Below are 26,042 nucleotides of genomic sequence, written 5' to 3' on the forward strand. Positions count from 1 at the left end.
CATGGTATACTTGTTTCAATATACGGAAAGGAAACAGAACCGGCGGACATAACGCGGATGCTGAAAGCGGGCGTCGATTCGATGGAATCAGTGAAAGCCACCGCGACTACGCTTCGAAAAGTTTCTCTGTTTTCCGACGAAGAATATGGGCTGCGGCTGACAGGGAGGTGAAGGTATGCAAATTGAAAAAGTGCTGAACAATAACGTCGTCATTGCGCTGGATGAAAACGGTGAGGAAACCGTGCTGATGGGGCGCGGACTGGGCTTTGGCCGTCACACTGGCGACAGCGCCCCCGCCGAGCTGATTGAAAAGCGTTTCACACTGCATGCCGGACAGCTTTCCGATCGTTTCCAGCAGCTGCTTACCAGTATTCCCCTGCCGCATTTTTTACTCAGTGAGCGCATTATCGACCATGCCAAGCGCACACTGGACGCAACCTTGTCGGACAGTATTTATGTTACCCTGCCCGACCACATTTCAGCCGCACTTGAGCGGCATAAGCAGGGCATCGAGTTGTCAAACCCGCTTTTGTGGGATATTCGGCAGTTCTATCCGGAGGAATACCGGGCTGGCTGTGCCGCCGTTGACCTGATTCGGGAGGAAACCGGCATCGACTTTGGTGAGGACGAGGCAGGCTTTATCGCCATGCACTTTGTCAACGCGGAGGGCGGCGGTGAATTTCCCGAGGTTTACGATATGACCTGCCTGATGCAGCGGGTATTCGGGCTGGTGCAGGAGCAGTGCGGCGTAGAACCTGACCGCGATTCGCCTGATTTTTACCGATTTGTGACCCATCTGAAGTTTTTGGCGCGCCGTATCGCCGCGGGACAGAGTTACGGCGACTGCGACGCCGACCTTCTTCCTCCGGTACAGGATAAATACCCAGATGCCTTCGCCTGTGCGCAGACGATTTGCAATATCATTTTACAGGAATACGACTTCGATGCCGGCAAAAACGAGCTGCTGTACCTCACGCTTCACATCGCCCGCATCACCGGCGCGTGATCACCCTGGCAAAGCAATACGGCCACCCAGAGAACATTCTTCTCAGGGTGGCCGTTCATTTTTCGTTTTATGCGCGGCTCCACTGGGTACCCTGACGGGTATCCTTGATGGTTACGCCCATCGCAGCCAGCTCATCGCGGATACGGTCGGCTTCCGCAAAGTTTTTCTCCTTCTTGGCCGCTGCGCGCTGCGCAATCAGCGCTTCGATCTTCTCCGCATCCGGATCCACTGCATCGTCGCGCTTCTGCACCAGATTCAGAACGCCGGTCAGCTCCATAAACAGGTCGTGCGCTGCGGTCAGAAACGCCTTGCTTGCGTCCTGATGCGCGCCCATCCACGCATTGATTTCACGCGTCAGCTCAAAGATGGCAGAGAGCGCATCCGCCGTATTGAGGTCATCATCCATCGCGTCGATAAATTTCTGCTTGTATGCCGCAAGCGCTTCCATCTTGGCCGTCTCTTCAGCGGTCATCGTGTCGCCCTCGGCCTTTTCGATGCGGAATTCCATATTGTTCCGCGCCTCGTACAGGCGCGCCAGCGACGCCTTGTTCATCTCAAGCGACTCGGCCGAGTAGTTGAGCGGCGTGCGGTAGTGCGCGGACAGCATAAACATACGGATGGTTTCATAGCCGAACTGCTTTGCTGCGTCGCGCACCATGAAGAAGTTGCCCTTGGATTTAGACATTTTCTCGTTGTCGATGGTCAAAAAGCCGTTGTGCAGCCAGTAATGCGCAAAGGCACAGCCGTTTGCGCACTCGGACTGCGCGATTTCGTTCTCGTGGTGCGGGAAAATCAGGTCGAGACCGCCGGAGTGAATGTCGATGGTCGGGCCGAGGTACTTGTTGACCATCGCGGAGCACTCAATATGCCAGCCCGGACGTCCCTTACTGCCCCACGGCGTATCCCATGCAGGTTCGCCCGGCTTCGCTGCCTTCCAGACCGCAAAGTCCATCGGGTCCTCCTTCTGCTCGCCTACGCTGATACGCGCACCCGCCTGCAGCTCTTCCATCGGCTGATGGCACAGCTTGCCATAATCCGGGTCGGACTTGGTGCGGAAGTATACGTCGCCGTTCGGCGCGAGATAGGCGTGACCGTTGTCGAGCAGCTTCTGTACGATATCGATGATTGCGTCCATCGTCTCGGTCGCACGGGGATGCACGGTCGCCTTGCCGATGCCAAGGCCCTCCGCGTCCGTGTAATACTCTTTGATATAGCGGTCGGCAATGACGTTGAAATCCACGCCCTCTTCGTTGGCCTTGTTAATCACCTTATCGTCAATGTCGGTGAAGTTCTGCACAAACTGCACCTTATAGCCGCGATACTCAAAATAACGGCGCAGCAGGTCGAACACAATAAACGGGCGCGCGTTGCCGACGTGGAAGTAGTTATACACGGTCGGGCCGCAGGAATACATTTTGACCTCGCCCGGCGTAATCGGAACGAATTCCTCCTTCTGGCGGGTCAGGGTATTAAACAGTTTCATATGACACTCTCCTTTATTGGGATGATTTTACAAAAAATACAGCCGCCTCTTTTCTCAAAGAGGCGGCACTCATGTCGCGGTTCCACTCCTGTTTTTCACTCGGATGCAGGATAACGGGTGCGTCCCGCGGGGCGTTTGACCCCGATGCTCGGCGGGCGCACTTCACCGCCCCACGCGCGAAGCCCTTTCAGCCGAGGGGCTTCTCTCTTGAAGCGCGTCTCAAAAACGGTTACTTTTCCCGCGTCTTTGCATACGTTTCTATATTACAGTGCCAGTATAACAACAATCCGTGCAAAAGTCAAGCCGCCGCCCTGCTCCCCTGTTATCTCTGAACACTTTGTGGACGATATGTATAGTATATGACATTTTTTGTTTTACAATCACCAAAGGAAGGAAGAGAGTTTATGACAATCGGAGGTTTCCAAAGCAGCTGGTTCAATGTTACCGAGCATACGCTGGAAAACGGCAACAAACTGCCGATGGCGACGCTCAAAGACGAGTATAAGGATGAATTTGCAGCCTTTACGAAAAATAAGCTCGAGCAGCTGGAGCAGCGCGAGCCGTCCGCAGGTCTGGATGCGCTGACCGACGAACAGCTCAAGGAGCTCAGCGAAAAATACAACACGGATGACATGAGCTATGACGAATACCAGTCCTTTTTAAGCGACCTTGTCGATATGGGTGCGCTGACCGAGACCGACCGCTGGCTGGCGGGCGGTACGGAAGCGAATGGCCTGACCCCTGTCATCCCCGCTATGTCTGCGTCTGTGCGTGACGCTTCCCAAGATACCCTTTCGATGTCACAGTTCACCTATGACTTTCCATTCGGCGCAGATTCGGTGGATGTGACAGAATGGGTCAAGTACCGTGCTTCGCATGACATGGCCTATTACATGTCCGGCAAGCGCTATGACATCGGCACGGACGAAGCAAACCAAACGGTCGCGGACATTCTGAGCGCCATGAAGCGCGTCAGCTGAAAATATACAACACCCGATGGGAACCCTGTCCCATCGGGTGTTTTTTTGTGTTACGCGGTCTGTGCGTACTTGCCGACCAGCGTTTCTGCCATATCGAGCGGCGTTTCGCCCTTATTCAGCCGCAGCGACAGATACGGCGTACTGCCCGCATTGAGCAGCAGCCGCCCGCGGAACGACTCGTCCCCGCAAAGCGCAGACAGACGCGCAAAGTCGGTCTGCGCAAAGGTCAGCAACAGACGACCGTCTTGCTCCTTGATTTCCGAAATGCCCTGCTCACTTGCGCGGCTGCGCAGCAGCGCGATGTCCAGCAGTGCCACCGCCTCGCGGGGCGGCTCACCAAAGCGGTCAATCAGCTCGTCAAGCATGTCGCTCTTCTGCTCTTCCGTGCGGATGAGCGCAATGCGACGGTACAAATCCACGCGCTGGCCCGCATCCGGCACATAGTCGGACGGCAGATTAGCCGACAGCAGCAGCTCGGCCGCGCAGTCCACGCGCGGCTTGGGCGTTTCGCCCTTTTCCTCCTGCACCGCTTCTTCCAGCAGCTTGAGATACAGGTCATAACCGACGCTCATCATGTGGCCGGACTGCTCCGGGCCTAAAACGTTGCCCGCGCCGCGAATTTCCAAATCGCGCATCGCAATCTTGAAGCCTGAGCCGAACGCCGCAAACTCGCGGATGGCGGAGAGACGCTTCTGCGCAATCTCGGAGAGCGCCTTGCCGCGCCGATAGCACAGATAGGCGTAGGCATGGCGGCTCGACCGGCCAACACGCCCGCGAATCTGGTGCAGCTGGGCCAGGCCCATGTTGTCCGCGTTCTCGATGATAAGCGTGTTAGCGTTCGGAATATCGATGCCGGTTTCAATGATGGTCGTGCAGACCAGAATGTCGGTTTCACCGTCCGCCATGGCATTCATCGCGGCGGCGATTTCTTTTTGCGTCATCTTGCCGTGCACAATGCCGATGCGCGCATCCGGCAAGCGCTGCTGCAATAAATTCGCGCACCGCGCTATCGACTCAACGCGGTTATGCAGATAGTACACCTGTCCGCCGCGCGCAAGCTCACGACGAATCGCGTCCAGCAGCACGCCGTCATTCTGCTCCAACACAAACGTCTGCACCGGATGACGGTTGAGCGGTGGCTCTTCGATGGAGGACATATCGCGAATCCCGCTCAGCGCCATATTGAGCGTACGCGGGATAGGAGTCGCCGACAACGTCAGCACATCCACATTCTTGGACAGTTCCTTGAGCGTCTCCTTGTGGCTGACGCCAAAACGCTGTTCCTCGTCCACGACGAGCAACCCCAAATCCTTGAATTTAATCTTCTTGTTGAACAGCTTATGCGTACCTATCACGATATCAACCGAGCCGGCTTCCAGTTTTTTGAGCAGCTGGGTCTGCTCCGAGCCGGTTTTGTAGCGCGTGAGCAACTCTATGGTCACCGGATGCCCCTGGAATCGCTGCAAGGCGGTCAGGTAATGCTGACGCGCAAGCACAGTGGTCGGTACGAGGATGGCAGCCTGTTTGCCTGCCAGCACGCACTTCATCACGGCGCGCAGCGCAACCTCGGTCTTGCCGAAGCCCACGTCGCCGCACAGCAGACGGTCCATCGGACGGTCGGACTCCATATCCATCTTGATTTCCGCAATGCAGCGCAGTTGGTCATCGGTTTCCTCATAGGGGAAGGCTTCCTCGAACTCGCGCTGCCATGCGTCGTCCTGCGGGAAGGCAAAACCCTTGACCTTGGCACGCTCAGCGTACAGCTTAATCAGCCCCTCCGCCAGTTCCTTGGCTGCCGCCTTGGCCCGTGCCTTGGAGCGCGACCAGTCCGCGCCGCCGAGCTTATTGAGCCGCACCTTTTCCGGCTCACCGCCGCCGATGTATTTAGAAATCAGATCAAGACTGGTCGCCGGGACATACAGAAAATCCGTGCCTGCAAAAGCAATCTTAATAAAATCGCGCTCCGCGCCATCCACGGTCATGCGCTCCATGCCGACAAAGCGGCCGATGCCGTGGTGCTCATGCACGACCAAATCGCCCGGCGTCAGGTCGGTGAACGACTTGACACGGTCACGGTTCGACTTCTTGACCTGCGTCTTTTTGCGCCGCGCCAGCACCTGTCCTTCCGTGATGACCACCAGACCGAGGTCGGGATACTCGAAGCCCGCGGACAGCGTACCTTCCATCACACAAACCTGCCCGCCCTTAGGCAGCAGGTCGCTGACCGTTGCTGTCAGCCCCGCTTCGGTCAGTGCGTCGCACATGTTCCGGCATCGCAGCGCACTGCCGCACAGCACAGCAACCGCACGACCCTGCTGGGTATAACCGCGAATATCGGCCGCGGCCATATCCAGATTGCCGCCGTAGGCGTTCATCTGATTTGCGACGAAGTTCTCCAAATGCTGCGGAGCCAGCTCAGGAACGTTGTTCAAAAAGCTGTCCAGCCGCAAAATCGTATGCGGCGTGCGGCAGAGCGCGGCGAAGTCGAGCGCATAACCGTCAAGCCCGGGGGCCATCTCCCCGCGCTCAAGCAGCGCGGTCACATCATCCGCAATGCGGGCAGCAAAATCTCGCGCGGCGTCGCGCAGGCGCGGCGTGTCCTCGATGAGCACAATCGCGTTTTCCGGCAGGTAATCGAGCGCGGTCGCCAACTCCGGATACACTAGCGGCAGGTATTTGTCCGCTGCGGGCAGCGCACCGGTTTCCTCCAGCCGCTCCGCATCGCGCTCGATATGCGCCGCGAGGTCAGGATGCTTCTTTTTGCGCGTGGAAAGCAGTCCGCGCACTGCCTTTGCCAGCCCTTTCGCACCGCCCGGTGCAAGATGCGGCAGCGTTTCCATACACGGCAGACAGCGCAGTGTTTCGGAAGTTTCCAGCCGCCGCTGACTACCCACGTCAAAGGTTGCAATTGAATCGATTTCGTCGTCCCAGAACTCCACACGATACGGGTTTGCCGCCTGTGGTGGGAACACGTCCAGAATGCCGCCGCGCACCGAGAACTGTCCCATACCCTCGACCTGCACACAGCGTTCGTAACCCGCACGAGTGAGCTGCTGCGTCAGGGTTTCCAGCGGTACAGTCTGTCCAGTGGCAAGCTGTACTACGGCGCTTTGGAGCGCGTCGGGCGGCAGCGTGCGCTGCACAGCCGCCTGCACGGATATGACCGAAAAAGCTGCATCCGGCAGTGCATCCAACACGGAAAGGCGTTTTTGCTCATATCCGCGCGACACGCCCACCACATCCGCCATGACCAGTTCACGTGCAGGCAGAGTCAGCACCTCGCGCTCGGCAAAGGCCTGCAAGTCGAGCGCAAACCGCGCCGCCGCCGTATCATCATCGGTCAGTACGCACACCGGGCGACCAATATCCAGTCCGAGCGCCGCCGCGAGATGCGCTTTATGGATGGCAGACAAACCGACCGCCAGCAGCGGCGTTTTGCCCTGCTGCACCGCATCCCTCAACGATTTGTATTCATTCAGAAAAGTTATACTTTTTGTAATTTCTGTCATGGCAGGCTGTCACCCTCCTTCGGACACGCCAAAAGGGCAGATTTTGCAATCTGCCCTGCTGTCGATCGGAAACACGTTTCCGATCGAATGAATCACGTATCAAAACGCCCGGCAAAGCTGGACTTTTTGATGAAAATAGCAGTATACTGCTATTTTCTAATAAAACACGCGCTTCGCGCGAAATATTTTTGACAAACTGAGGGCAGATTTTGCAATCTGCCCTCAGTGTATGCATCTGTTTACTGCTTAATGCGCGTGCTCGTCATGCTCATGATGGCAAGCGGCGCAATCCATGTCACAGCCGAGAATCTCAGTGGGGTCCTTGCCCAAGCGCTTGTAATAGTCCGCGATAGCCGAGCGCAGCGCCTCCTCCGCAAGTACCGAGCAGTGCATCTTGACCGGCGGCAGGCCGTCCAGCGCCTCGGCAACCGCCTTGTTGGTCAGCTTGAGCGCCTCTTCGAGCGTCTTGCCCTTGACCATCTCGGTCGCCATCGAGCTGGTCGCAATTGCCGCGCCGCAGCCGAAGGTCTTAAACTTCACGTCCTCAATGACACCGTCATCCGATACTTTGAGGTAAATCTTCATGATATCGCCGCACTTGGCGTTGCCAACTTCGCCGACGCCGTTGGCATCCTCAATCTCGCCCACGTTACGCGGATGGGTGAAGTGGTCGAGTACCTTTTCGCTGTATTGCATAGAAAAAATCTCCTTTTTCGGTTGAATCTATCTTAGTGATGCTCGTGCAGCTCGCTTGCTGCGGTCAGATTGGGCTTACCGTTCTCCCATACCGGGCTCATCGAACGCAGCGTGGACACCACCTGCGTCACGGTCTCGATGATATAGTCCACATCCTCTTCGGTGTTCTGCTCGCCCAGCGTCAGGCGCAGCGAACCGTGCGCAATCTCGTGCGGCAGGCCGATGGCCATGAGCACGTGGGACGGGTCGAGCGAACCGGTCGAGCAGGCCGATCCGGTCGAGCCGCAGATGCCCATATTGTCCAGCATCAAAATCAGGCCCTCACCCTCAATCGCCTCAAACACGAACGACGCCGTGCCCGGCAGACGATTTTCCGGGTCGCCGGTAAAGTGCGTATAGGGAATGTTGTCCATCACGCCCTTGACCAGCTTGTCCGTCAGACGCTTTACGTAGCCCATCTTCTCATCCAGCCCCTCAACGGCTTCCTTCATCGCCGCCGCAAGGCCGATGCAGCCCGCGGTGTTCTCGGTACCCGAGCACAGGCCGCGCTCCTGTCCGCCGCCGTATACCAGCGGCTCCAGTGCAATGCCCTTCTTCAGATACAGCGCACCGACGCCGCGCGGACCGCGGAACTTATGTGCAGAGAGCGACAACATATCAATGCCCATTTCCTGCACATCGATGTGCATGTGGCCGACCGCCTGCACCGCGTCCGTGTGGAACTTTGCCCCGACCGAATGCGCCAGCGCCGCAATCTCCTTCAGCGGCTGAATGGTGCCGATTTCGTTATTCGCCGCCATCACGGAGACCAGAGCGGTATCCTCGCTCAGCTCGCGCTTGAGCTGTTCAAGGTCCACATGGCCTTCCTTATCCACATCCAGATAGGTGACGCGGAAGCCTTCTCTTTCCAGCGCTTCGCAGGTATACAGCACCGCGTGATGCTCAATCTTCGAGGTAATCAGATGCTTGCGGCCCTTCGCCGTCGGACCGTGCATAAAGCCGCGGATGGCGAGGTTGTCCGCCTGCGAGCCGCCGCCGGTGAAGATGATTTCGCCTGGGGCGTAATCGTTCGCTTCATTGACCGGCGCTGCCGCGTTCAGGCACTTGCCGACCGTCGTGCGCGCCTCGTTGAGCGCCATCTTGGCCTCGCGGCCGATGCGGTACAGCGAGGACGGGTTGCCGTAATACTCGGTCAGCCACGGCTTCATTGCGTTAAATGCAGTTTCGGACAGCGGAGTCGTTGCCGCATTGTCCGCATAAACAAATCTTTTCATTTTATCTCAAGCCTTTCTCTCCAAAAAGGGGATACACAAATCACGGATACACCACTAAAACGATAGGTTCTCCGGGTACTATTAATATACACCTGAAATGCGCATTTTAGCAAGCGAAAAACTGACGAAACGCGCGCATGGAATACCGTCATTTTGCATCATTTTGTGCATTTTGCGTAGTTTTAACCACGGCGCCGCGTGTCAATCCGCTTTTTCAGGCGCTGCAGCACCGCATCATACCGCGCCGACCGCGCTGTCGGGTTGCCGCGCAGCATGCTCTTGCGGATACGGCCAAGGTTCGCCGCCTGCTCGTCAAAGCGGTTTTGCAGCTCGTCCAGCCGTGCCAGAATCTGCTCTTTCGCATCGGCAAACTGCTCACGTGCGCCATCCACCCGCTCGGAGAACTGCTCACGCGCACCGCCCATCCGTTCGGACAGCTGCTCGCGGGCATCGTCCATCTTCTCCGACCATTCACCGCGCGCTTCGTCCACACGATAGGACAGCCGGGTCAGCTGCACCAAAGCGGTCTCGGAAAGCTGCCGGCGCAGCTCCACGCTTTGCTCACGCAGCTTATCCAGTTCCTCCAGCATCCGGGCCAAATCGAGCGCCGTGCGCACAGATACCGTAACGTCGCTGACAAACATCACCGAAAGCAGCACATCCACGGCAATCAGCAGCCCAAACGGCAGCACCACCACAATGGCTTCCACCGGCGGATGAATCGCCCGCGCGAGAATCAGCCCCAAAAATCCCCAGCACAGAGAGGATTGCAGGCAGATGCGCCCTTGAAACTGAAACCGATGGGTGGAGTAATCCCAGTATTTGACCTTAAACAGTTTTTCCATCACCACGCCGACGACATACTCAAACACCGTCGCCGCCAGCATGCTGGCAAAAAACAATTCTACCGGCCGGTCATACAGCGGCAGCGAAACATGCAGCAAAATAGTCGCCCCGAAGCCATAAATCGGCAGCATCGGCCCACGTAAAAAGCCACGGTTGACGAACCGACGCTGCTGCACAGAAACAACCGTGGATTCAAAGCACCAGCCTAGAAAGCAATATAGATAAAAAATCAGAAGCCACTGCGCGGCAGAATAATCATATAACAAGGGGACAGTCCCTCTTTCTACAGAATACAAAATCTTCCTTGATATCTGTTTTATTATTCTATCTAATTTTTTGACTTTTTGCAAGGGTACAGGTATAATAGAATTAACTTATTCCAACAAGAAGGGCAGGATGTCGCCGCCATGCTGAATTTTACCATCCATACAACAACCGAAATTATCTTTGGCCGTGGTATTGAAGAGCAAATCGGCCCAAAACTCAAGGAAATCGGCGCGCACCGCGTGCTGGTGCACTTCGGAGGGTCGAGCGCGCGCTCGTCCGGCCTGCTCGACCGCGTGGAGCAGAGTCTGTTCCATGCCGGCCTGTCGTTCATTGAGTTCGGCGGCGTCGAGCCTAACCCCAAGGTATCTATGGTACGCAAGGGCATCGCACTGTGCCAGCGTGAGGGGATAGATTTTATTCTGGCTGTCGGCGGCGGTTCGGTTATCGACTCGGCTAAGGGCATCGGCATGGGCGTTGCCACAGGCCGCGACCCGTGGGAATTCGCCTCGACCGGCACCGCACCGGACAAGACCCTGCCCGTTGCCACCGTGCTGACGCTTGCCGCTTCCGGCTCGGAAAGCAGCAACTCCTGCGTGCTGACCAACGAGGAAACCCGCGAAAAGCGCGGCATCACCAGCCAGACCAACCGTCCGCGCATCAGCTTCCTCAATCCGGAAAACACATTTTCCGTGTCCAAATTCCAGACCGGCTGCGGCATCGTGGATATTATGATGCACACGCTCGAACGTTATCTCACCCCTGCAGGCGGCGAGAGCGATATCACCGACCGCATCGCTGAGGGTCTGATGATCGCAACGCGCGACGCAGGCCGCCGTGCCATCGCCGACCCGAATGATTACGAAGCACGCGCCACGCTTATGTGGGCGGGCAGCATATCGCACAACGATTACACCGGCTGCGGCCGTACACGCCTGTTCCCGGTGCACAAGCTTGAGCATGAACTGAGCGCTTTCCGCGACGAGATCGCACACGGTGCAGGTCTTTCCGTACTGTTTCCGGCGTGGGCGATGTACGAAATGAAAAACGATATCCCGCGCTTTGCACAGCTGGCAAACCGTGTGTTCGGCGTAGAAATGGACTTTACCTGCCCGGAGCGCACCGCACGCGAAGGTATTCTGACCATGAAACGCTTTTTTGAAGAAATCGGCATGCCGGTACACCTGCCGCAGCTCGGCATCAAGCCTGCAGATTATGAAACGCTTGCAGGCAACACCGTGCGCACCGTGAACGGTCCTGTCAAGAGCTATACACCCCTTGATAAAGACGCCATCCTTGCAATTTACCGTTTGGCCGAATGACCCCCCCCTACCGTCTGCGGCGGATGTCTCCATGCGTCCACCGCAGACGGGCCAACGGTTTTTACGAATTTTTCCGTTTTTTCTTTGATTTTTCTCTTGACAACTTTTCACTTTGCGCGCTATAATGTTTAGGCTAACTGCAATAGATGCTTGCAATTTGATACCAGCACTTTTGTACATTCCTCAATAGCTCAGTTGGTAGAGCATGCGGCTGTTAACCGCAGGGTCGTTGGTTCGAGTCCAACTTGAGGAGCCATACAGGGGTATAGCTCAGCTGGTAGAGCATCGGTCTCCAAAACCGAGTGCCGTGGGTTCGATCCCTACTGCCCCTGCCACTTTGCTGCTGTAGCTCAGTAGGTAGAGTGCATCCTTGGTAAGGATGAGGTCACCGGTTCAAATCCGGTCAGCAGCTCCAAAAAGCGAACCGCCTTAAGCGGTTCGTTTTTTTATGTATTGAAAATTTTCCGCAAAGGAGCGTTTTCGCCATGAAAATCCGAAACTCCCTGATTCTTCTGCTCACCGCCGCCATCTGGGGCGTGGCTTTCGTGGCGCAGAGCGTCGGCATGGACTATGTCGGCCCGTTTACCTTTCTTTTCGCGCGCAGCGTCATCGGCGGCATTGTCCTGCTGCCCGTTGTCGCCGTTCTACACAAAAACGGTCCGAGCCGCACACATGAAACTGCCGAAGAAAAACGGCGCGCACGCAAAACGTTGGTGCTCGGCGGTGTGTGCTGCGGCACGGCGCTGTGCTTTGCGAGTATTTTTCAGCAGATTGGTCTGCTGTACACTACAGTCGGCAAATCCGGCTTTCTGACCGCCTGTTACATTTTAATCGTGCCCCTGCTCGGCCTTCTGTTCGGGCGTAAATGCGGCAGACTGGTCTGGTGCGGTGTAGCGCTGGCAATCGTCGGCCTGTATTTCCTCTGTCTGACCGATGGGTTGAGCGTGAACTTCGGTGACCTCCTCACTTTTATCTGTGCCATTCTGTTTTCGGTACATATTATGGTCATTGACCATTTTTCTCCATTGACCGACAGCGTGAAAATGTCCTGCATTCAGTTTTTTGTCTGCGCTGTGATTGCAGGCGCGGGTATGCTGCTCTTTGAGCAGCCCAGTCTGAGCGCAGTACTCGCCGCGTGGAAGCCTGTGCTGTATGCAGGCGCATTGTCTTCCGGGGCCGCTTATACCCTGCAAATCATTGGACAAAAGGGCATGAACCCGACCGTTGCCTCGCTGATTATGAGCCTGGAGTCGGTTATCTCCGTACTTGCCGGTTGGATCATCCTGCATCAAACGCTGTCCGGTCGGGAGATTCTGGGCTGCGTGCTGATGTTTGCCGCCATCATTTTGGCACAACTGCCGGATAAAAGTGCCGCCTGAGTTTGCTTGCAAACTGTATCAAAGACCGTCAAATGATGGTCTTTTCTTTTGTGCATTTTTTTGCGTATCGCGTATTGACAAACCATCTGCCATGTCATAATATGAATATATGAACATATGAGCAATCATTCATATATAAATTAGGAGGCCGTCGATATGGCATTCGAAGAATCCTGCGGAGCCGCAACTGCTACCAAAAACGCTTTACATTCCCACGCGTACGCAGATAATACTGAAAACCATACAGATCATCCCCACTCTGCCGCTTGCAATTGCGGACACGAGCATTATCACCACCACGATGACGCCTGCGGCTGCGGGCACGAGCACCATCACCACGAGGATGCCTGCGACTGCGGGCATGAGCATCACCATCACGATGACGCCTGTGGCTGCGGCCATGAGCACCACCATCACGATGACTCCTGTGGCTGCGGCCATGAGCACCACCATCACGAGGATGCCTGCGGCTGCGGCGATGAGCATCACCACGAACACCACGATCTGCATTCCGAAGCGCACGCGCATGCACACCACAAACATGGCAAACAGCGCGTGTATACATTGCAAAACCTCGGCTGTGCGCACTGCGCTGCCGAAATGCAGCATCAAATCAGCCGTCTGGACGGCGTGCACGACTGCACTCTGGTGTTTGAAACCCGCCAGCTGCGCGTAACCGGCGACGATCCGGATGCGCTGCTGCCCCGTATCCGTGAAATCTGCACCTCCATCGAAAGCGCAACCAAAGTCATCGCGCCTGAGGAGGACGAAGAGGAAACCGGCGGTCATACACTGGCCGAACTGCTCATCGGCGCGGGGCTGTTCCTGCTCGGCGAACTGGTGCTGGACGGTGTGCCGCAGGTTGTCGCGATGCTGGCAGCATATTTGCTGCTCGGCTGGCGCGTGCTGCTGACCGCTGTGCGCAATATCGGCAAAGGCCGAATTTTCGACGAAAACTTTTTGATGTCACTGGCAACCATCGGCGCATGGGCAATCGGCGCATCCGACGAAGCAGTCGGTGTTATGCTGTTCTACCGCATCGGCGAATATTTTGAGGATCGTGCGGTGGAGCGCTCGCGCCGCCAGATCATGCAGGCGGTCGATTTGCGGCCGGAAATCGTTAATCGCATCCAGCCCGACGGCAGTACGCAGACCATTCCCGCTGCCGACGCGCAGGTGGATGACCTCGTTCTCGTCCGTCCGGGCGACCGTGTCCCGCTTGACGGCGTAGTCGAAGAAGGCGTCAGCCGTCTGGACACCGCCGCCATCACCGGCGAACCGGTGCCGGTGCGCGTCGCGCCCGGCGACCGCGCGCTGTCCGGCTGCGTCAATACGGACGGTGTGCTCAAGCTGCGCGTCACCCATGTGCTGGCCGAAAGCATGGTGCAGCGTATTCTGGACAGCGTGGAAAACGCTGCTGCGCGCAAGCCAAAAATTGACCGCTTCATTACACGTTTTTCGCGTGTTTACACGCCTGCCGTGGTCGGTATTGCGGCACTGACCGCCCTTGTCCCCGGTCTCATTACCGGCGACTGGAGTCATTGGGTATACACCGCATTGACCTTCCTTGTCATTTCCTGTCCGTGTGCGCTTGTGCTGAGTGTGCCGCTGACCTACTTTGCAGGCATCGGCGCAGGCTCCAAACACGGCATCCTGTTCAAAGGCGGCGTGTCCCTGGAGGCGCTCAACGACGTAAAAACCATTGTCATGGATAAGACCGGTACCATCACCCGCGGCAACTTCGCTGTGCAGCAGGTGGTGCCTGCCGCGGACGCGAACATGGAAGCCGTCGAGCTGCTGCAGCTTGCGGCGGCCTGTGAATCCGCATCCACCCACCCGATTGCGAAGTCCATTCTGGCCGCCTGCCAGACCGACTACCCTGCTGCGGATTCCATCCGTGAACAGGCGGGCGAAGGCGTGGAAGCCGTTATTGGCGGCAAAACCGTGCTGTGCGGCAACCGTAAGCTGCTCGAGCGGCACAGCATTAACCTTGCAGGCTTCACCGGCACGCCCGGCAGTACCGAAGTACTGCTTGCACAAGACGGGCATCTGCTCGGCCATATTGTGATTTCGGACACGGTCAAGGCGGACGCAAAACAGGCGATGGACCGCATGCAGGCGCAGGGCCTGACCACCGCCATGCTGACCGGCGACGCACAGGAGACCGCGGACGCGGTCGCGCAGGAGCTTGGCATCCAAGAAGTACGCGCACGTCTGCTGCCCGAGGATAAACTGACTGCGCTGACCGAGCTGCGTGAAAAGCACGGCGCGGTGATGTTCGTCGGCGACGGCATCAACGACGCACCCGTGCTTGCGGGCGCGGATGTCGGCGCGGCGATGGGCAGCGGCGCCGACGCAGCAATCGAAGCCGCGGACGTGGTGTTCATGAATGCCGACCTGTCATCCATTCCGGCCTCCGTGCAGATTGCGCGCGGCGCGCGGCGTATCTCCCACCAGAACATTGCGTTTGCGCTGGGCGTTAAGCTGCTGGTCATGGTGCTGGGTCTTGCCGGTATCGCATCCATGTGGCTGGCAGTATTCGCAGACTCCGGCGTTGCCATGCTGTGCGTGCTCAACTCCATTCGTATGCTTTATACCAAAACCGAATGACAAAAAAGCGGAAAACCCGTCAGGTTTTCCGCTTTTTCTTACTTTTCCAACCGGTCGAGGAAGCTGTAGCATCCGTTTTCATCCCGCCAGCCCAGCAGCTTGGCAGTGTCCACATTCTTGACGGCATTCAAGATATTCGCCTCAATCTGCGGATTTTCCGCTGCCAGCGACGCAATCAGCGCCTTAACCGCCGCGCGCTTGGTGTCGCGCTCCAGCTGTTTCGCCGGGCAGTCACACGAGGCAAAGTCCAGCCCGCAGAAATCTGTCCACGCTTGTACATTGCGCTCGCGTGTCCGATAAAGCGGGCGAATCAGCTCCATCCCCGCGTAGTTCTTCGCGGCAAGGCGCGGCAGCATCGCCTGCACCTGACCGCCGTAAATCAGTCCCATCAGCACCGTCTCGACCGCGTCATCATAGTGATGGCCAAGCGCAATCTTGTTGCAGCCGCGTTTTTGCGCCTCGGTGTACAGATAACCGCGCCGCATTTTCGCGCACAAAAAGCACGGATGCTCGGCCGCGTGGTTGCCCGCGATGCGCAGCACGTCGGTATCAAAGATTTCGAGCGGCAGGCCGAGGTGCGCAGCGTTCGCTTCCAGTCGCGCGCGCCCCTCCGGCGTATATCCTGGGTCCATCGCCAGAAAGCGGAGCGAAAAATCCACCGTGCGCTGCAAATCCTGCATCAGAAGCGCCAGCAGCATGGAATCCTTGCCACCCGAAATGCAGACGGCGACAGTATCCCCCGACTGCACCAGCCGATATGCCTTGACCGCATCGACAAAGGGTTTGCGCAGCGTGCGCACAAATTCGCTTTGCAGCGTGCGTCGAATCTCTTGCCCGGTCATGCGCCACCCTTTTTGTGCTGGAAGTGGTAAGTCACGCGCGCCAGCAGACTATCGGGCGCGAAATGGCGTGCGACCGTCATTGCCTTCATTGCAGCACCCGGCACAATGATGCCCTTGCCTGCAAACATCCCGTCTACCGCCGCACGCGCAACGCGCTGCGCGGTCAGACCGCCGAGCGCAAACCGTACACCCGCAACCTTGTTAAACTCGGTATCCACCGGTCCGGGACACAACGCGCACACCTTGACTCCGCTGCCCGCACGCCGCAGCTCCTCACGAAGCGCTTCGGTCAGCCGCAAAACGTAGTTTTTGGTGGCGTAATAGGTCGCCATGAGCGGCCCCGGCAAAAATCCTGCGCTCGACGCGACATTGAGCACATAACCGCGCCCGCGTTTGTCAAAATCCTGCACAGCCAGCTTGGTCAGAATATGCACCGCGCGAATGTTGGTGTCAATCATGCGCAGCTCTTCGTCTAAATCGGTTTCGGTGAACGCACCGAACAGACCAAAGCCCGCGTTATTGACGACCACCTCAAGGTCATCTCCGCGCGCCGCTTCATACAGCAGGCGGCATTCCTTTGCGTCCGATACATCCGCCGCGATGATATGGCACATGGTTGGCAGCTCAGCGGCAAGTTCACGCAGCCGCTCCTCCCGTCGCGCACACAAAATCAGCTCATAGCCGCGTTCGGACAGCAGGCGGGCAATTTCGCGCCCAACGCCGGAGGATGCGCCGGTAATCAATGCTTTCATCATGCTACTCCCCTTTCCGGAGGTTTTTGCTTATTCTTAGTGTACCATGCGACCCGCGCGCCGTCAAACTAGAGCTTACGCCAATTTTCCTTTTATTCCGCCTTGGATAATGGTATACTGAATAGAAAGGAGGGCTTTTTATGGAACAAACCGAGCTGGAAAGCAAACTGCTTGCCCTACTGACGCAGCCCATGCGCATGGATGAATTGCGCCGCGCCCTGCCCGAAACCGGAAAGAACGAGCTGAAAGACGCGCTCGACCACCTGATAGCGGACGGTCAGGTGATGAAAAACAAGAAAAACCGTTTTGCCGTCTGCACGCATTACGGCTGTGTGGCAGGCACGTATCTTGCCACCGAACGCGCTTTCGCCTTTGTTGCCCCCGATGCGCCCGAAGACGGTATCAAGCCGGATGACCTGTTTATCCCGCCTGGTGCAAACGGCGGCGCTTGGCACGGCGACCGCGTGCTGGTCAAGCTGTCCGAGCGAAAAAACAACCGAGGTCGGCGGGAAGGTACGGTCATTCGCGTGCTGCGTCGTGCTGACCGCGAGCTGACCGGCGCGCTGGTGCAGCGCGGAAACGCCTATTTTGTGCAGCCGGTCTCCAAGAAATACCCCGAGGTTGCCATCGACCGCCACCATCTGGGCGATGCCCAGCCCGGCGACCGCGTCGCAGTGTCCATCTCCTGCTACGGAGATGAAAAGCTGCCGCCGCAGGGCGTGGTCCAAGCGGATTTGGGCGAGGACGGCACGATGGAAGCCGCCATTGCGGGCATCCTGCACGAAAACGGCGTGTATGATGTATTTCCCGACGAAGTGCTGCAACAGGCGGACGCAATCGGGCAGGAGGTCGACCCGGCGGCGTGCAAGGACCGTCTCGACCTGCGGGACAAGCTCATTTTTACCATCGACGGCGATGACGCGAAGGATTTTGACGACGCGGTATCGCTTGAGCCGCTCGAAAACGGACATTTGCTGCTCGGCGTGCACATCGCAGATGTGTCGCATTATGTCACACCCGGCGCGCCGCTCGATATGGAGGCGTTCCGCCGCGGCACATCGGTTTATTACCCGGGCCATGTCGTGCCTATGCTGCCGTTTGCGCTCAGCCACGGCATTTGCTCCTTAAATCCCGGCGTCGACCGTCTGACCTTCTCCGCGCTGATGGAAGTGGATAAGGACGGACGGCGCTACAAGGCGCGCTTTGCCAAATCGGTCATTCGGTCGGGCGCGCGCATGACCTATAATAAGGTAAACAAAATCCTCGCGGGCGACAAAGCCCTGCGGGAGGAATATGCCTTCCTCGTCGATACCGCTGAGCGCATGAACGACCTTGCGCACGCGCTGTACAAGCGGCGCATTGAGCGCGGCGCATTAGAGCTTGATATCCCGGAAGCGCAAATTATCGTGGATGAAAACGGTAATCCAACCGATATCCAGTACCGCGACCGAGGCGAAAGCGAAAAGCTCATCGAGGAATTCATGCTCGCGGCGAATGAAGCGGTCGCGGAATATATGTGCAAGCGCGAGCTTCCGACCGTGTACCGCGTGCACGAAAACCCCGACCCGGACAAGCTGCGTGTGTTTGCGGCCTTTGCGCGGCCGTTCGGCTACCGCATCGACCCCTCCAAGCCGGAAGATACCTTCCAGTTTCAGACCGTGCTGCGCGGCGCGAAAAACGACCCCAAGCAGCGCATTCTGCCGACGCTGCTGCTGCGCAGCCTTGCCCGCGCGCGCTACGCAGACGAGTGCATCGGCCACTATGGTCTGAAGGCCAAGTTCTACCTGCACTTTACCTCGCCCATCCGGCGCTATCCCGATTTGGTGGCGCACCGGATGCTGCAAAAGGCGCTGACCGGTGAAGAATTCACGACCGCCGACCATACCCTGTGTGAAGAAGCCGCGTCTCAATCCTCCACGCGCGAACAGGCAGCGGACGAATGTGAACGCGGTATCGACAAGCTGTATATTGCAGCCTATATGAAGCGCTTTATCGGCGAAGAATTCGACGCCGAAGTATCCGGGGTACAGTCGTTCGGCATCTTTGTGGCACTTGAAAACGGCTGCGAAGGACTGATTCGCGTCGAACTGCTCACGGGTGACTTCTACCAGTATGACGAGCAGCGCATGACTATGACCGGCCGCCACACGGGCAAACGCTTCACCATCGGCACTCCTATTCGCGTCAAGCTGCTGGCCGCAAGCGAGGTGACCGGACAAATCGACTTTGCGCCCGCCGAAGGCGCGCGGCCCATGTCCGACCCGACCGAGGATGCGCCGCCTCCCGCGTTTGCGCCCGCGCCCGGCAATCGTGCACAGCGCCGCCGGCAGGGACGCGGCAAAGGACGCGGCCGAAAGGGCAAGCCGCCCACGCGCAAGCGGCGGTAAATCATCCCAAGCAGAAAGGTTATGAGGAAGCATGCCAGGACTTGTTCTGGAGGGCGGCACGTTCCGCCCGGTATTTTCGTGCGGCGTAATGGACGCGCTGCTCGATAACGATTTGATGTTCGACTATGTCATCGGTGTTTCCGCCGGCATCACCTATGCGGTGTCCTATCTGTCCCGCCAGCGCGGGCGCAATCTGGAGGTGCTGCGGCAATACCGCAACGACAAACGCTATTTCGGCGCGCGCAATCTCCGGCGCGACCACTCGATTTTCGGGGTGGAGTTCGTGTTCTCCACCATTCCCAACGAGCTGATTCCGTTCGACTGGGATGCCTACCACCGTTATACGGGCCGCATCCTCGTCGGCGTGACCAACGCGCGCACCGGCGAGGCGGAATATCTCAACGGCATGCAGCTTGACCGCGCAAGCACCATGCTGCGTGCGACCTGCGCCATCCCGATTTATTTCCCGCCGGTCACCATCGACGGGGAAACCTACTATGACGGCGGTCTGGCCGACCCGATTCCAATTGTCAAGAGTCTGCACGACGGCAACGAAAAAAATCTGATTGTGCTCACTCAGCCGCTCGACTACCGCAAGGAAATGACGCACGGCACCCAGTTTGCCGCGCGTGCCTTGCGCCGCAAGTACCCCGCGCTGACGCGCACTATGCTCACGCGCCCCAAGCGCTACAACGAAACCGTATGCTTCTGCCATCAGCTGGCGGAAAAGCAGCCGCAGAACACCGTGCTGCTCCAGCCTACGGACCATTTAGAGAGCTTTGAAAAAGATGTGAAAAAGCTGGAATGGGGCTACGAAATGGGGTATAATATGGCATGCGCGCGCATGGACGACATCCGGCGCCTGTTTTCCTGAGAAAAACGCGCTCTGCGCGCTTTTTCATACACATCGGCGCACTGCCGAAATAATACAAAGGGGATAAAAGAGAAACATGCAAACCAATCGAATCATCCAGGTGGAGGAGAAGGTGCCGCCGCGCCTGCTCGTACCGCTGTCCATCCAGCACATGTTCGCCATGTTTGGCGCGTCCGTGCTGGTGCCGTTTATGTTCGGCATCAACCCGGCCATCGTGCTGTTTATGAACGGCGTCGGCACGCTGCTGTTCATCTTCATCACCAAAGGCAAGGCGCCCGCCTACCTTGGCTCGTCGTTCGCCTTCATCGCACCGGCAACCATCGTCATTCAGAACTGGGGCTACCAGTATGCGCTGGGCGGCTTTGTGGTCGTCGGTCTGTGCGGCTGCATCCTCGCGGCAATCATCTACAAATGCGGTACCAAGTGGATTGACATAGTGCTCCCGCCCGCAGCGATGGGACCGGTTGTGGCGCTCATCGGTCTGGAGCTGGCCGGTTCCGCCGCATCCACGGGCAAAATTGTCGGAGATGGCGTGACGACCGCGACTGTGGTCACCTTCTGCGTGACGCTTGTCGTTGCGGTGCTCGGCAGCGTGCTGTTCCGCAAGTTTTTGTCGGTCATCCCGATTCTGATTGCCATTATCTGCGGCTATGTGGCGGGACTCATCACCGAGTATCTTTCGGGAGAACACGTCATCTGGGATGGCATTGTTGCTGCCATGCATCAACCTTTGTTCCAGCTGCCCAATTTCCAGACTCCGAAGTTCGATTTGGAGGCCATTCTGATTATCCTGCCGGTCATTCTGGTCATCGCCAACGAGCACATCGGCCACCAGCTGGTCACCAGCAAGGTGGTTGGCCGCGACCTGTTAAAGGACCCCGGCCTGCATCGCTCGCTGTTCGCGGACAATTTCTCTACCATGATTTCGGGCTTTATCGGCTCAGTGCCGACCACGACCTATGGCGAGAACATCGGCGTGATGGCCATCACCAAGGTTTACTCGGTGCGCGTTATCGGCGGCGCGGCTGTGCTGAGCATCATCTGCTCGTTTGTCGGCCCGCTGGCGGCGCTCATCCAGACCATTCCCGGCCCGGTCATCGGCGGTATCTCCTTCCTTCTGTACGGTATGATTGGCACCTCCGGTCTGCGCATTCTGGTTGACAACCACGTCGATTACGGCAAAAATCGTAACATGGCGCTCACTTCGGTCATCTTTGTCACCGGCCTTTCGGGCGTGACGCTGTCGCTCGGCAATGTATCGCTCTCCGGCATGACGCTGGCCGCTATTGTCGGCATGCTGATGAGCCTGCTGTTTTATGTATTTGATAAGCTGAAGTGGTCGAACGACCTGACCGACTGATTTTGTGCAAACAAAAACACTCTTTCCGATGGAAAGGGTGTTTTTATTTATATTACACACCGAGCACCCACAGCAACAGATACGCTGCCAGACAAACCGCCAGCGCGATTGCACCAACGGCACACCACGCCCACGGATTGCCCATATTCATCGTCCACGCGCCCCATGCTCTGCGGCACACAAAGAGATTCTTGTCATCCGGGTTGCAGTAAAACCTGCCGCGCATACGCGTTTCGTCTTCCTCTTGGCTGTATTTCCGTTTGATGGCAACCACCTCGTTTCCTGCCTTGAGTATATCATATGCCAAGCAAAAAAGCACCCTTTCCTTGTGGAAAGGGTGCTTTGTGATTTTAAGAGGATAACTTACTTGTTGTCAACCTCAGCCATGTGCTCGATGAGCATCAGCAGCTTGTTGGAGTAGCCCCACTCGTTGTCGTACCAAGAAACAACCTTCACGAAGGTGTCGGTCAGCTGGATGCCAGCCTTGGCGTCGAAGATGGAGGTGCGAGCGTCGCCCAGGAAGTCGGAGGAAACAACGTCCTCGTCGGTGTAACCCAGAACGCCCTGCAGGCCGCCCTCAGACAGCGGAGTCTCGGAAGCCTTCTTCATAGCAGCGCAGATCTCGTCGTAGGTCGCCGGCTTAGCGAGGTTGCAGGTCAGGTCAACAACGGAAACGTCCAGAGTCGGAACACGCATGGACATACCGGTCAGCTTGCCATTCAGCTTCGGATAAACCTTGCCTACTGCCTTAGCAGCGCCAGTGGAGGACGGGATGATGTTGCCGGAAGCCGCACGGCCGCCGCGCCAGTCCTTCTTGGACGGGCCGTCAACGGTCTTCTGGGTGCCGGTGGTGGAGTGTACGGTGGTCATCAGGCCTTCGGTGATGCCAAACGCCTCGTCCAGAACCTTAGCAATCGGAGCCAGGCAGTTGGTGGTGCAGGAAGCGTTGGAAACAAAGGTCATGTCCTTGGTGTAGGTGTCCTGGTTAACGCCCATAACGAACATCGGGGTGTCATCCTTGGACGGAGCGGACATGATAACCTTCTTAGCGCCGCCGTCGATGTGCGCCTGAGCCTTCTCCTTGGTCAGGAACACGCCGGTGGACTCGACAACGTAATCAACGCCGTCCTTGCCCCACGGGATGTTCTTCGGATCCATCTCAGCGTGGAACAGAACCTTCTTGCCGTCCACAGTGATGGAGTTGTCGTCATACTCGATGGTGCCGTCATAGCGACCGTGCATGGTGTCATACTTGAGCATGTATGCCATGTAGTCCGGAGTCATGAACGGGTCGTTTACCGCTACGAACTCAATGTTCGGGTTCTTCAGACCAGCGCGGAAAACCATACGGCCGATACGGCCAAAGCCATTGATACCAACTTTGATAGCCATTTACAGTATCCTCCTAAAATGTTTTTAATGAGTCTCTGTCGATGGTTTTATTATACACTAAACGGGTCGTCTGCCGCAAGGTGTAATATTTGTGAAATTTTTGTCATTACGACTGGGCTTTTTGTACATTTTTCTTTGCAATGCATTCCCGTCTGGTGGTATAATAAACACATCCCACAAAATATAGTATTTCAGTCACTGCGCAGCCTTATACTCATTGAAAAGAGAAACAAAAATATTTTGGAGGATAGAGATGGCGGATACTTTCTTTTCACAGATTGACGAGAAAACCCTGCGCGAGCTGCTCGCCCGCACCGGTCTGCGCGATGCAGCGGTTATCACGGTTTCTTCCACACTTTATATTGAAAACAGCAATGAGATCGCCACTCGCCTGACCGGACTGCACCCGCTTGAGCGCATCGACCAATTGCTCAGTGAACAAGCCGCGGCAGCGTTGTGTGATTGTATTGCCGCGCGCACACCACACACGGTTTATGAAGAACTGGACGGCTTGGAATACCGTCTGGAAATTCTCCCGCACCGCGATGGAGCGTTATTGGCCTTTGTGCGCGACGATCGCGCCTCCTATGACGGTACGCTTCGTGTGCTGCACGCCAAGGGCACACAGTATCTGGGCACGCTGCTCGCAGATGCAGCGCAAGTGGACGATCCCGTACTGTCTGCCCATCTACGCCGACAGTGCCTGCGGCTGCACCGTCTGCTCATGCATTCGGACTTTCTGCATGACCCACCGCTGACCGAGCAGCTGCAGCTGCACCACGATGATCTGGCCGAGCTGTGCCGCAGCGCTGCGAAACAAGCGTCCACACACACTTCCAGCAATGCCGCTCCCATCACGGTGCATGCAGATGATAGCTGCATCGCACTAATCGAACCGCAGCTCATCCGCACTGCGCTGTATAACCTGCTTGCCAATGCATTGCATGTCACGCCGCCGGATGGAGATATTTCCCTGAGTCTGTATGATGACGGTGCATTTTTCACCATCACAGTTGCCGATCGTGGCCCCGGTCTGGATGCCGCGCGCTTTGAAGCGTTGCTGTCCGGCTGGCAGATGCCCGCCCCGCTCGACGAGTACCTTGCGCTCGCGCGGCAGGGTACACCGCCCGGACTGGGCTTGCCGCTCATCCAGCGCATCGCGCAGCTGCACGGCGGCAGCCTGCTGCTGTCCCCGCGTGAAGGCGGCGGCAGTCAGCTGCATTTCACGATCGCACATCTGCCCGAATCTCTTGCCGACCACAACCTGCACGCCCCTATGATCCTCGAGGACGGCTATCCGCTGGAAGAAATCGAGTTTTCCATTTTGGACTGAGAAAACAAAAGCAGCCCTCTTTAGACAGATCGTACGAAGTCTGCACCTTCTCTGCGTGGGATATCTGTGCCTGCATATCGGCGGCACCGTCCGCATTGTCATGCAGCAGATCCTCTGCGGCCAACGTCGTGGTTGTCACAGACAGCACGGCCGCACCGGTCAGAAAGTACGAAAGCACCTGTTTAAATGTCATCTTTGGAACCTCCTGCCAGATGATCTTTCCGGGTTCAGTTTATGATACCATAGCTTGGTGTCTTTTACTGCAAAATGTAACACAGACGTAATGAAGGGCGGCAAAAGCCGCCCTTTTTGTCACTGAATTGTTACTTTCCTTAGGTTCAGTCCTTGTAAAACGCGCCGAAGCCCTTGTACGCCATATAGAGGTCGAGCTTGGAAATAACTTCGAACGGCGCGTGCATGGAGAGCACGGGCACACCTGCGTCCACCGTGTCGATGTTGCGGTTAGCCAGATACATCGCGACCGTGCCGCCGCCGCCCTGATCGACCTTACCGAGCTGGCCGGTCTGCCAGACAATATCCGCTTTGTCGAAAATACAGCGAATACGCGCCATCAGCTCCGCGGTCGCGTCCGACGTACCGGACTTGCCGCGCGCGCCCGTGTACTTGACCAGCGCAAAGCCGCAGTTAGCCTTGGCGTCGTTGCGCTTTTCCGAGACATCCGGATAGTTGGGGTCGAACGCATTGCACACATCGGCGGACAGGCAAACCGAATTTTCATAGCACTCTTCGAGCAGCGCATCCTGTGCACGGCACAAGTCGGCCATAAAGGTGTCGAACGCGCGCGACTGCATGCCGGTTACACCGTCCGATCCGGTCTCCTCCTTGTCCACCAGCAGGCATACGCAGGTGTGGGTCGGCGTTGCCTTGAGGTCGAGCAGCGCGGTCGCCGCGGTGTACGAGCAGACGCGGTCGTCATGGCCATACGAGCCGACAAATGAGCGGTCAAAGCCGATATCGCACGCCTTGAATGCGGGCACGCAGCACAGCTCTGCGGACAGGAAATCCGCTTCCACCATGCCGTACTGACGGTTTAAATGCTCCATGATGGCCAGTTTAATCTTCTCGCTGCACTTTTCGTCCACCGTTTCGCTGGGTACCGAGCCGACGAGGACATTCAGACCCTCGCCCTTAATGATTTCGGTCGCCTTTTTGGTCATCTGCTCGGAGGCAAGATGCGGCAGCAGGTCGGTGATGACAAACTTCGGGTCGTCCGGCTTGTCGCCCACGCGCACCTCAACCTTTTTCATCTGCCCATTGTGGCACACGCACACCACGCCGCGCAGCTCGAGCGGAATCGCCGTCCACTGGTATTTCTTGATGCCGCCGTAATAATGCGTTTTGAAAAACGCCATGCCGCCATCCTCATACAGGGGGATGGTGCGGATGTCTACGCGCGGCGCGTCGAGATGGGCGGCGGTCAAACGCACGCCCTCCGACATGCCTTTTTTGCCGATGACGGCGAGCATAATACCCTTGTCGCGGTTGACCTGATAGAGCTTGTCACCGGGCTTTACTGTATCATCGCGCGTCCATGCACGGAAGCCCTTGGCCTCGGCCATACGCACCATTTCTTTGACCGCGTCGCGCTCAGTCTTGGACTCGTCAAGGAATGCCTTGTATTCCTCGGCATAAGTCTGCATGCCGCGCTTGTCGCTGCCGGTCAGTCGGTCAAATCCAGGCTTTTTGTCATAAAACAGCTGTTCGGAAGTCAT

At 57.3% G+C, this 26,042-nt stretch carries 20 protein-coding genes and 3 tRNA genes; 12 read left to right on the top strand and 11 right to left on the bottom strand.

The features are described from left to right. Positions 1-175: 175 nt before the first annotated feature. On the top strand, positions 176-1,006 hold the full coding sequence (gene licT / locus ACTQ34_RS02270; RefSeq protein ID WP_441362306.1) for a BglG family transcription antiterminator LicT: 831 nt from the start codon (positions 176-178) through the stop codon (positions 1,004-1,006). Positions 1,007-1,073: 67 nt separating this feature from the next. Here the strand turns inward: licT and cysS are convergent, their stop codons facing one another. Further along, positions 1,074-2,489 (bottom strand): cysteine--tRNA ligase, encoded by a 1,416-nt coding sequence (gene cysS, locus ACTQ34_RS02275; protein WP_441362307.1) that lies wholly within the window; start codon positions 2,487-2,489, stop codon positions 1,074-1,076. 404 nt (positions 2,490-2,893) lie between these two features. On the opposite strand from cysS, the gene ACTQ34_RS02280 reads away from it, so the two are divergent. Continuing rightward, positions 2,894-3,469, top strand: coding sequence for a hypothetical protein (locus ACTQ34_RS02280; protein ID WP_441362308.1), 576 nt, complete (start codon positions 2,894-2,896; stop codon positions 3,467-3,469). A 50-nt stretch (positions 3,470-3,519) separates the two neighbouring features. On the opposite strand, the gene mfd is transcribed toward ACTQ34_RS02280, so the two are convergent. The 4 genes from mfd to ACTQ34_RS02300 all read right to left on the bottom strand — a co-directional run bounded on the left by mfd (position 3,520) and on the right by ACTQ34_RS02300 (position 10,060). Continuing rightward, complete coding sequence (gene mfd / locus ACTQ34_RS02285) at positions 3,520-6,978, bottom strand: transcription-repair coupling factor (RefSeq protein WP_441362309.1); 3,459 nt, start codon at positions 6,976-6,978, stop codon at positions 3,520-3,522. 246 nt (positions 6,979-7,224) lie between these two features. Beyond that, the gene (gene nifU / locus ACTQ34_RS02290; protein WP_373164060.1) at positions 7,225-7,674 is read right to left on the bottom strand and encodes a Fe-S cluster assembly scaffold protein NifU; all 450 of its coding nucleotides are present in this window, start codon (positions 7,672-7,674) and stop codon (positions 7,225-7,227) included. 32 nt (positions 7,675-7,706) lie between these two features. Beyond that, on the bottom strand, positions 7,707-8,948 hold the full coding sequence (locus ACTQ34_RS02295) for a cysteine desulfurase family protein (protein WP_441362310.1): 1,242 nt from the start codon (positions 8,946-8,948) through the stop codon (positions 7,707-7,709). A gap of 182 nt (positions 8,949-9,130) precedes the next feature. Beyond that, positions 9,131-10,060 carry a putative ABC transporter permease gene (locus ACTQ34_RS02300; RefSeq protein ID WP_441362311.1) on the bottom strand — a complete coding sequence of 310 codons (930 nt, stop codon included), beginning with the start codon at positions 10,058-10,060 and terminating at the stop codon, positions 9,131-9,133. Positions 10,061-10,201: 141 nt separating this feature from the next. Between ACTQ34_RS02300 and ACTQ34_RS02305 the strand changes: the two genes are divergently transcribed. The 6 genes from ACTQ34_RS02305 (at position 10,202) to ACTQ34_RS02330 (ending at position 15,369) form a co-directional block, all read left to right on the top strand. Then, entirely contained in the window at positions 10,202-11,380 is a 1,179-nt protein-coding gene (locus ACTQ34_RS02305) for an iron-containing alcohol dehydrogenase (protein ID WP_441362312.1), read from the top strand. Positions 11,381-11,560: 180 nt separating this feature from the next. Beyond that, positions 11,561-11,636, top strand: a tRNA-Asn gene (locus tag ACTQ34_RS02310). A 3-nt stretch (positions 11,637-11,639) separates the two neighbouring features. After that, positions 11,640-11,715, top strand: a tRNA-Trp gene (locus ACTQ34_RS02315). A 4-nt stretch (positions 11,716-11,719) separates the two neighbouring features. Continuing rightward, positions 11,720-11,795, top strand: a tRNA-Thr gene (locus ACTQ34_RS02320). A 70-nt stretch (positions 11,796-11,865) separates the two neighbouring features. Continuing rightward, positions 11,866-12,759: a DMT family transporter gene (locus ACTQ34_RS02325; RefSeq protein ID WP_441362313.1), complete on the top strand. Its 894-nt coding sequence runs from the start codon at positions 11,866-11,868 to the stop codon at positions 12,757-12,759. A gap of 156 nt (positions 12,760-12,915) precedes the next feature. Next, entirely contained in the window at positions 12,916-15,369 is a 2,454-nt protein-coding gene (locus tag ACTQ34_RS02330; RefSeq protein ID WP_441362314.1) for a heavy metal translocating P-type ATPase, read from the top strand. A gap of 38 nt (positions 15,370-15,407) precedes the next feature. Here ACTQ34_RS02330 and ACTQ34_RS02335 read toward each other — a convergent pair whose 3' ends face one another. After that, a complete protein-coding gene (locus ACTQ34_RS02335) occupies positions 15,408-16,211 on the bottom strand; it encodes a tRNA lysidine(34) synthetase (RefSeq protein WP_441362315.1) in 804 nt (267 codons plus the stop codon). Next, the gene (locus ACTQ34_RS02340) at positions 16,208-16,963 is read right to left on the bottom strand and encodes an SDR family NAD(P)-dependent oxidoreductase (protein ID WP_441362365.1); all 756 of its coding nucleotides are present in this window, start codon (positions 16,961-16,963) and stop codon (positions 16,208-16,210) included. The genes ACTQ34_RS02335 and ACTQ34_RS02340 overlap by 4 nt, the downstream gene beginning before the upstream one ends. A gap of 140 nt (positions 16,964-17,103) precedes the next feature. Here ACTQ34_RS02340 and rnr point away from each other — a divergent pair, with 140 nt between their 5' ends. The 3 genes from rnr (at position 17,104) to uraA (ending at position 21,584) form a co-directional block, all read left to right on the top strand. Beyond that, on the top strand, positions 17,104-19,350 hold the full coding sequence (gene rnr, locus ACTQ34_RS02345) for a ribonuclease R (protein ID WP_441362316.1): 2,247 nt from the start codon (positions 17,104-17,106) through the stop codon (positions 19,348-19,350). Between the two features lie 31 nt (positions 19,351-19,381). Then, positions 19,382-20,224, top strand: coding sequence for a patatin-like phospholipase family protein (locus ACTQ34_RS02350; protein WP_441362317.1), 843 nt, complete (start codon positions 19,382-19,384; stop codon positions 20,222-20,224). 76 nt (positions 20,225-20,300) lie between these two features. After that, positions 20,301-21,584 carry a uracil permease gene (uraA, locus tag ACTQ34_RS02355; protein ID WP_441362318.1) on the top strand — a complete coding sequence of 428 codons (1,284 nt, stop codon included), beginning with the start codon at positions 20,301-20,303 and terminating at the stop codon, positions 21,582-21,584. Positions 21,585-21,636: 52 nt separating this feature from the next. Here the strand turns inward: uraA and ACTQ34_RS02360 are convergent, their stop codons facing one another. Both ACTQ34_RS02360 and gap read right to left on the bottom strand, forming a co-directional pair. Beyond that, positions 21,637-21,891, bottom strand: coding sequence for a DUF5808 domain-containing protein (locus ACTQ34_RS02360; RefSeq protein WP_441362319.1), 255 nt, complete (start codon positions 21,889-21,891; stop codon positions 21,637-21,639). 56 nt (positions 21,892-21,947) lie between these two features. Continuing rightward, complete coding sequence (gene gap, locus ACTQ34_RS02365; RefSeq protein WP_125115451.1) at positions 21,948-22,976, bottom strand: type I glyceraldehyde-3-phosphate dehydrogenase; 1,029 nt, start codon at positions 22,974-22,976, stop codon at positions 21,948-21,950. 253 nt (positions 22,977-23,229) lie between these two features. Between gap and ACTQ34_RS02370 the strand changes: the two genes are divergently transcribed. Continuing rightward, positions 23,230-24,309, top strand: coding sequence for a sensor histidine kinase (locus tag ACTQ34_RS02370; protein WP_441362320.1), 1,080 nt, complete (start codon positions 23,230-23,232; stop codon positions 24,307-24,309). Here ACTQ34_RS02370 and ACTQ34_RS02375 read toward each other — a convergent pair. Next, the gene (locus tag ACTQ34_RS02375) at positions 24,251-24,502 is read right to left on the bottom strand and encodes a hypothetical protein (RefSeq protein ID WP_441362321.1); all 252 of its coding nucleotides are present in this window, start codon (positions 24,500-24,502) and stop codon (positions 24,251-24,253) included. The genes ACTQ34_RS02370 and ACTQ34_RS02375 overlap by 59 nt on opposite strands. 145 nt (positions 24,503-24,647) lie before the next feature. After that, positions 24,648-26,042 carry an aminopeptidase gene (locus tag ACTQ34_RS02380; RefSeq protein WP_441362322.1) on the bottom strand — a complete coding sequence of 465 codons (1,395 nt, stop codon included), beginning with the start codon at positions 26,040-26,042 and terminating at the stop codon, positions 24,648-24,650.

Origin of the sequence: Agathobaculum sp. LCP25S3_E8, assembly GCF_052117165.1 — a bacterium.
Classification (GTDB): domain Bacteria; phylum Bacillota; class Clostridia; order Oscillospirales; family Butyricicoccaceae; genus Agathobaculum.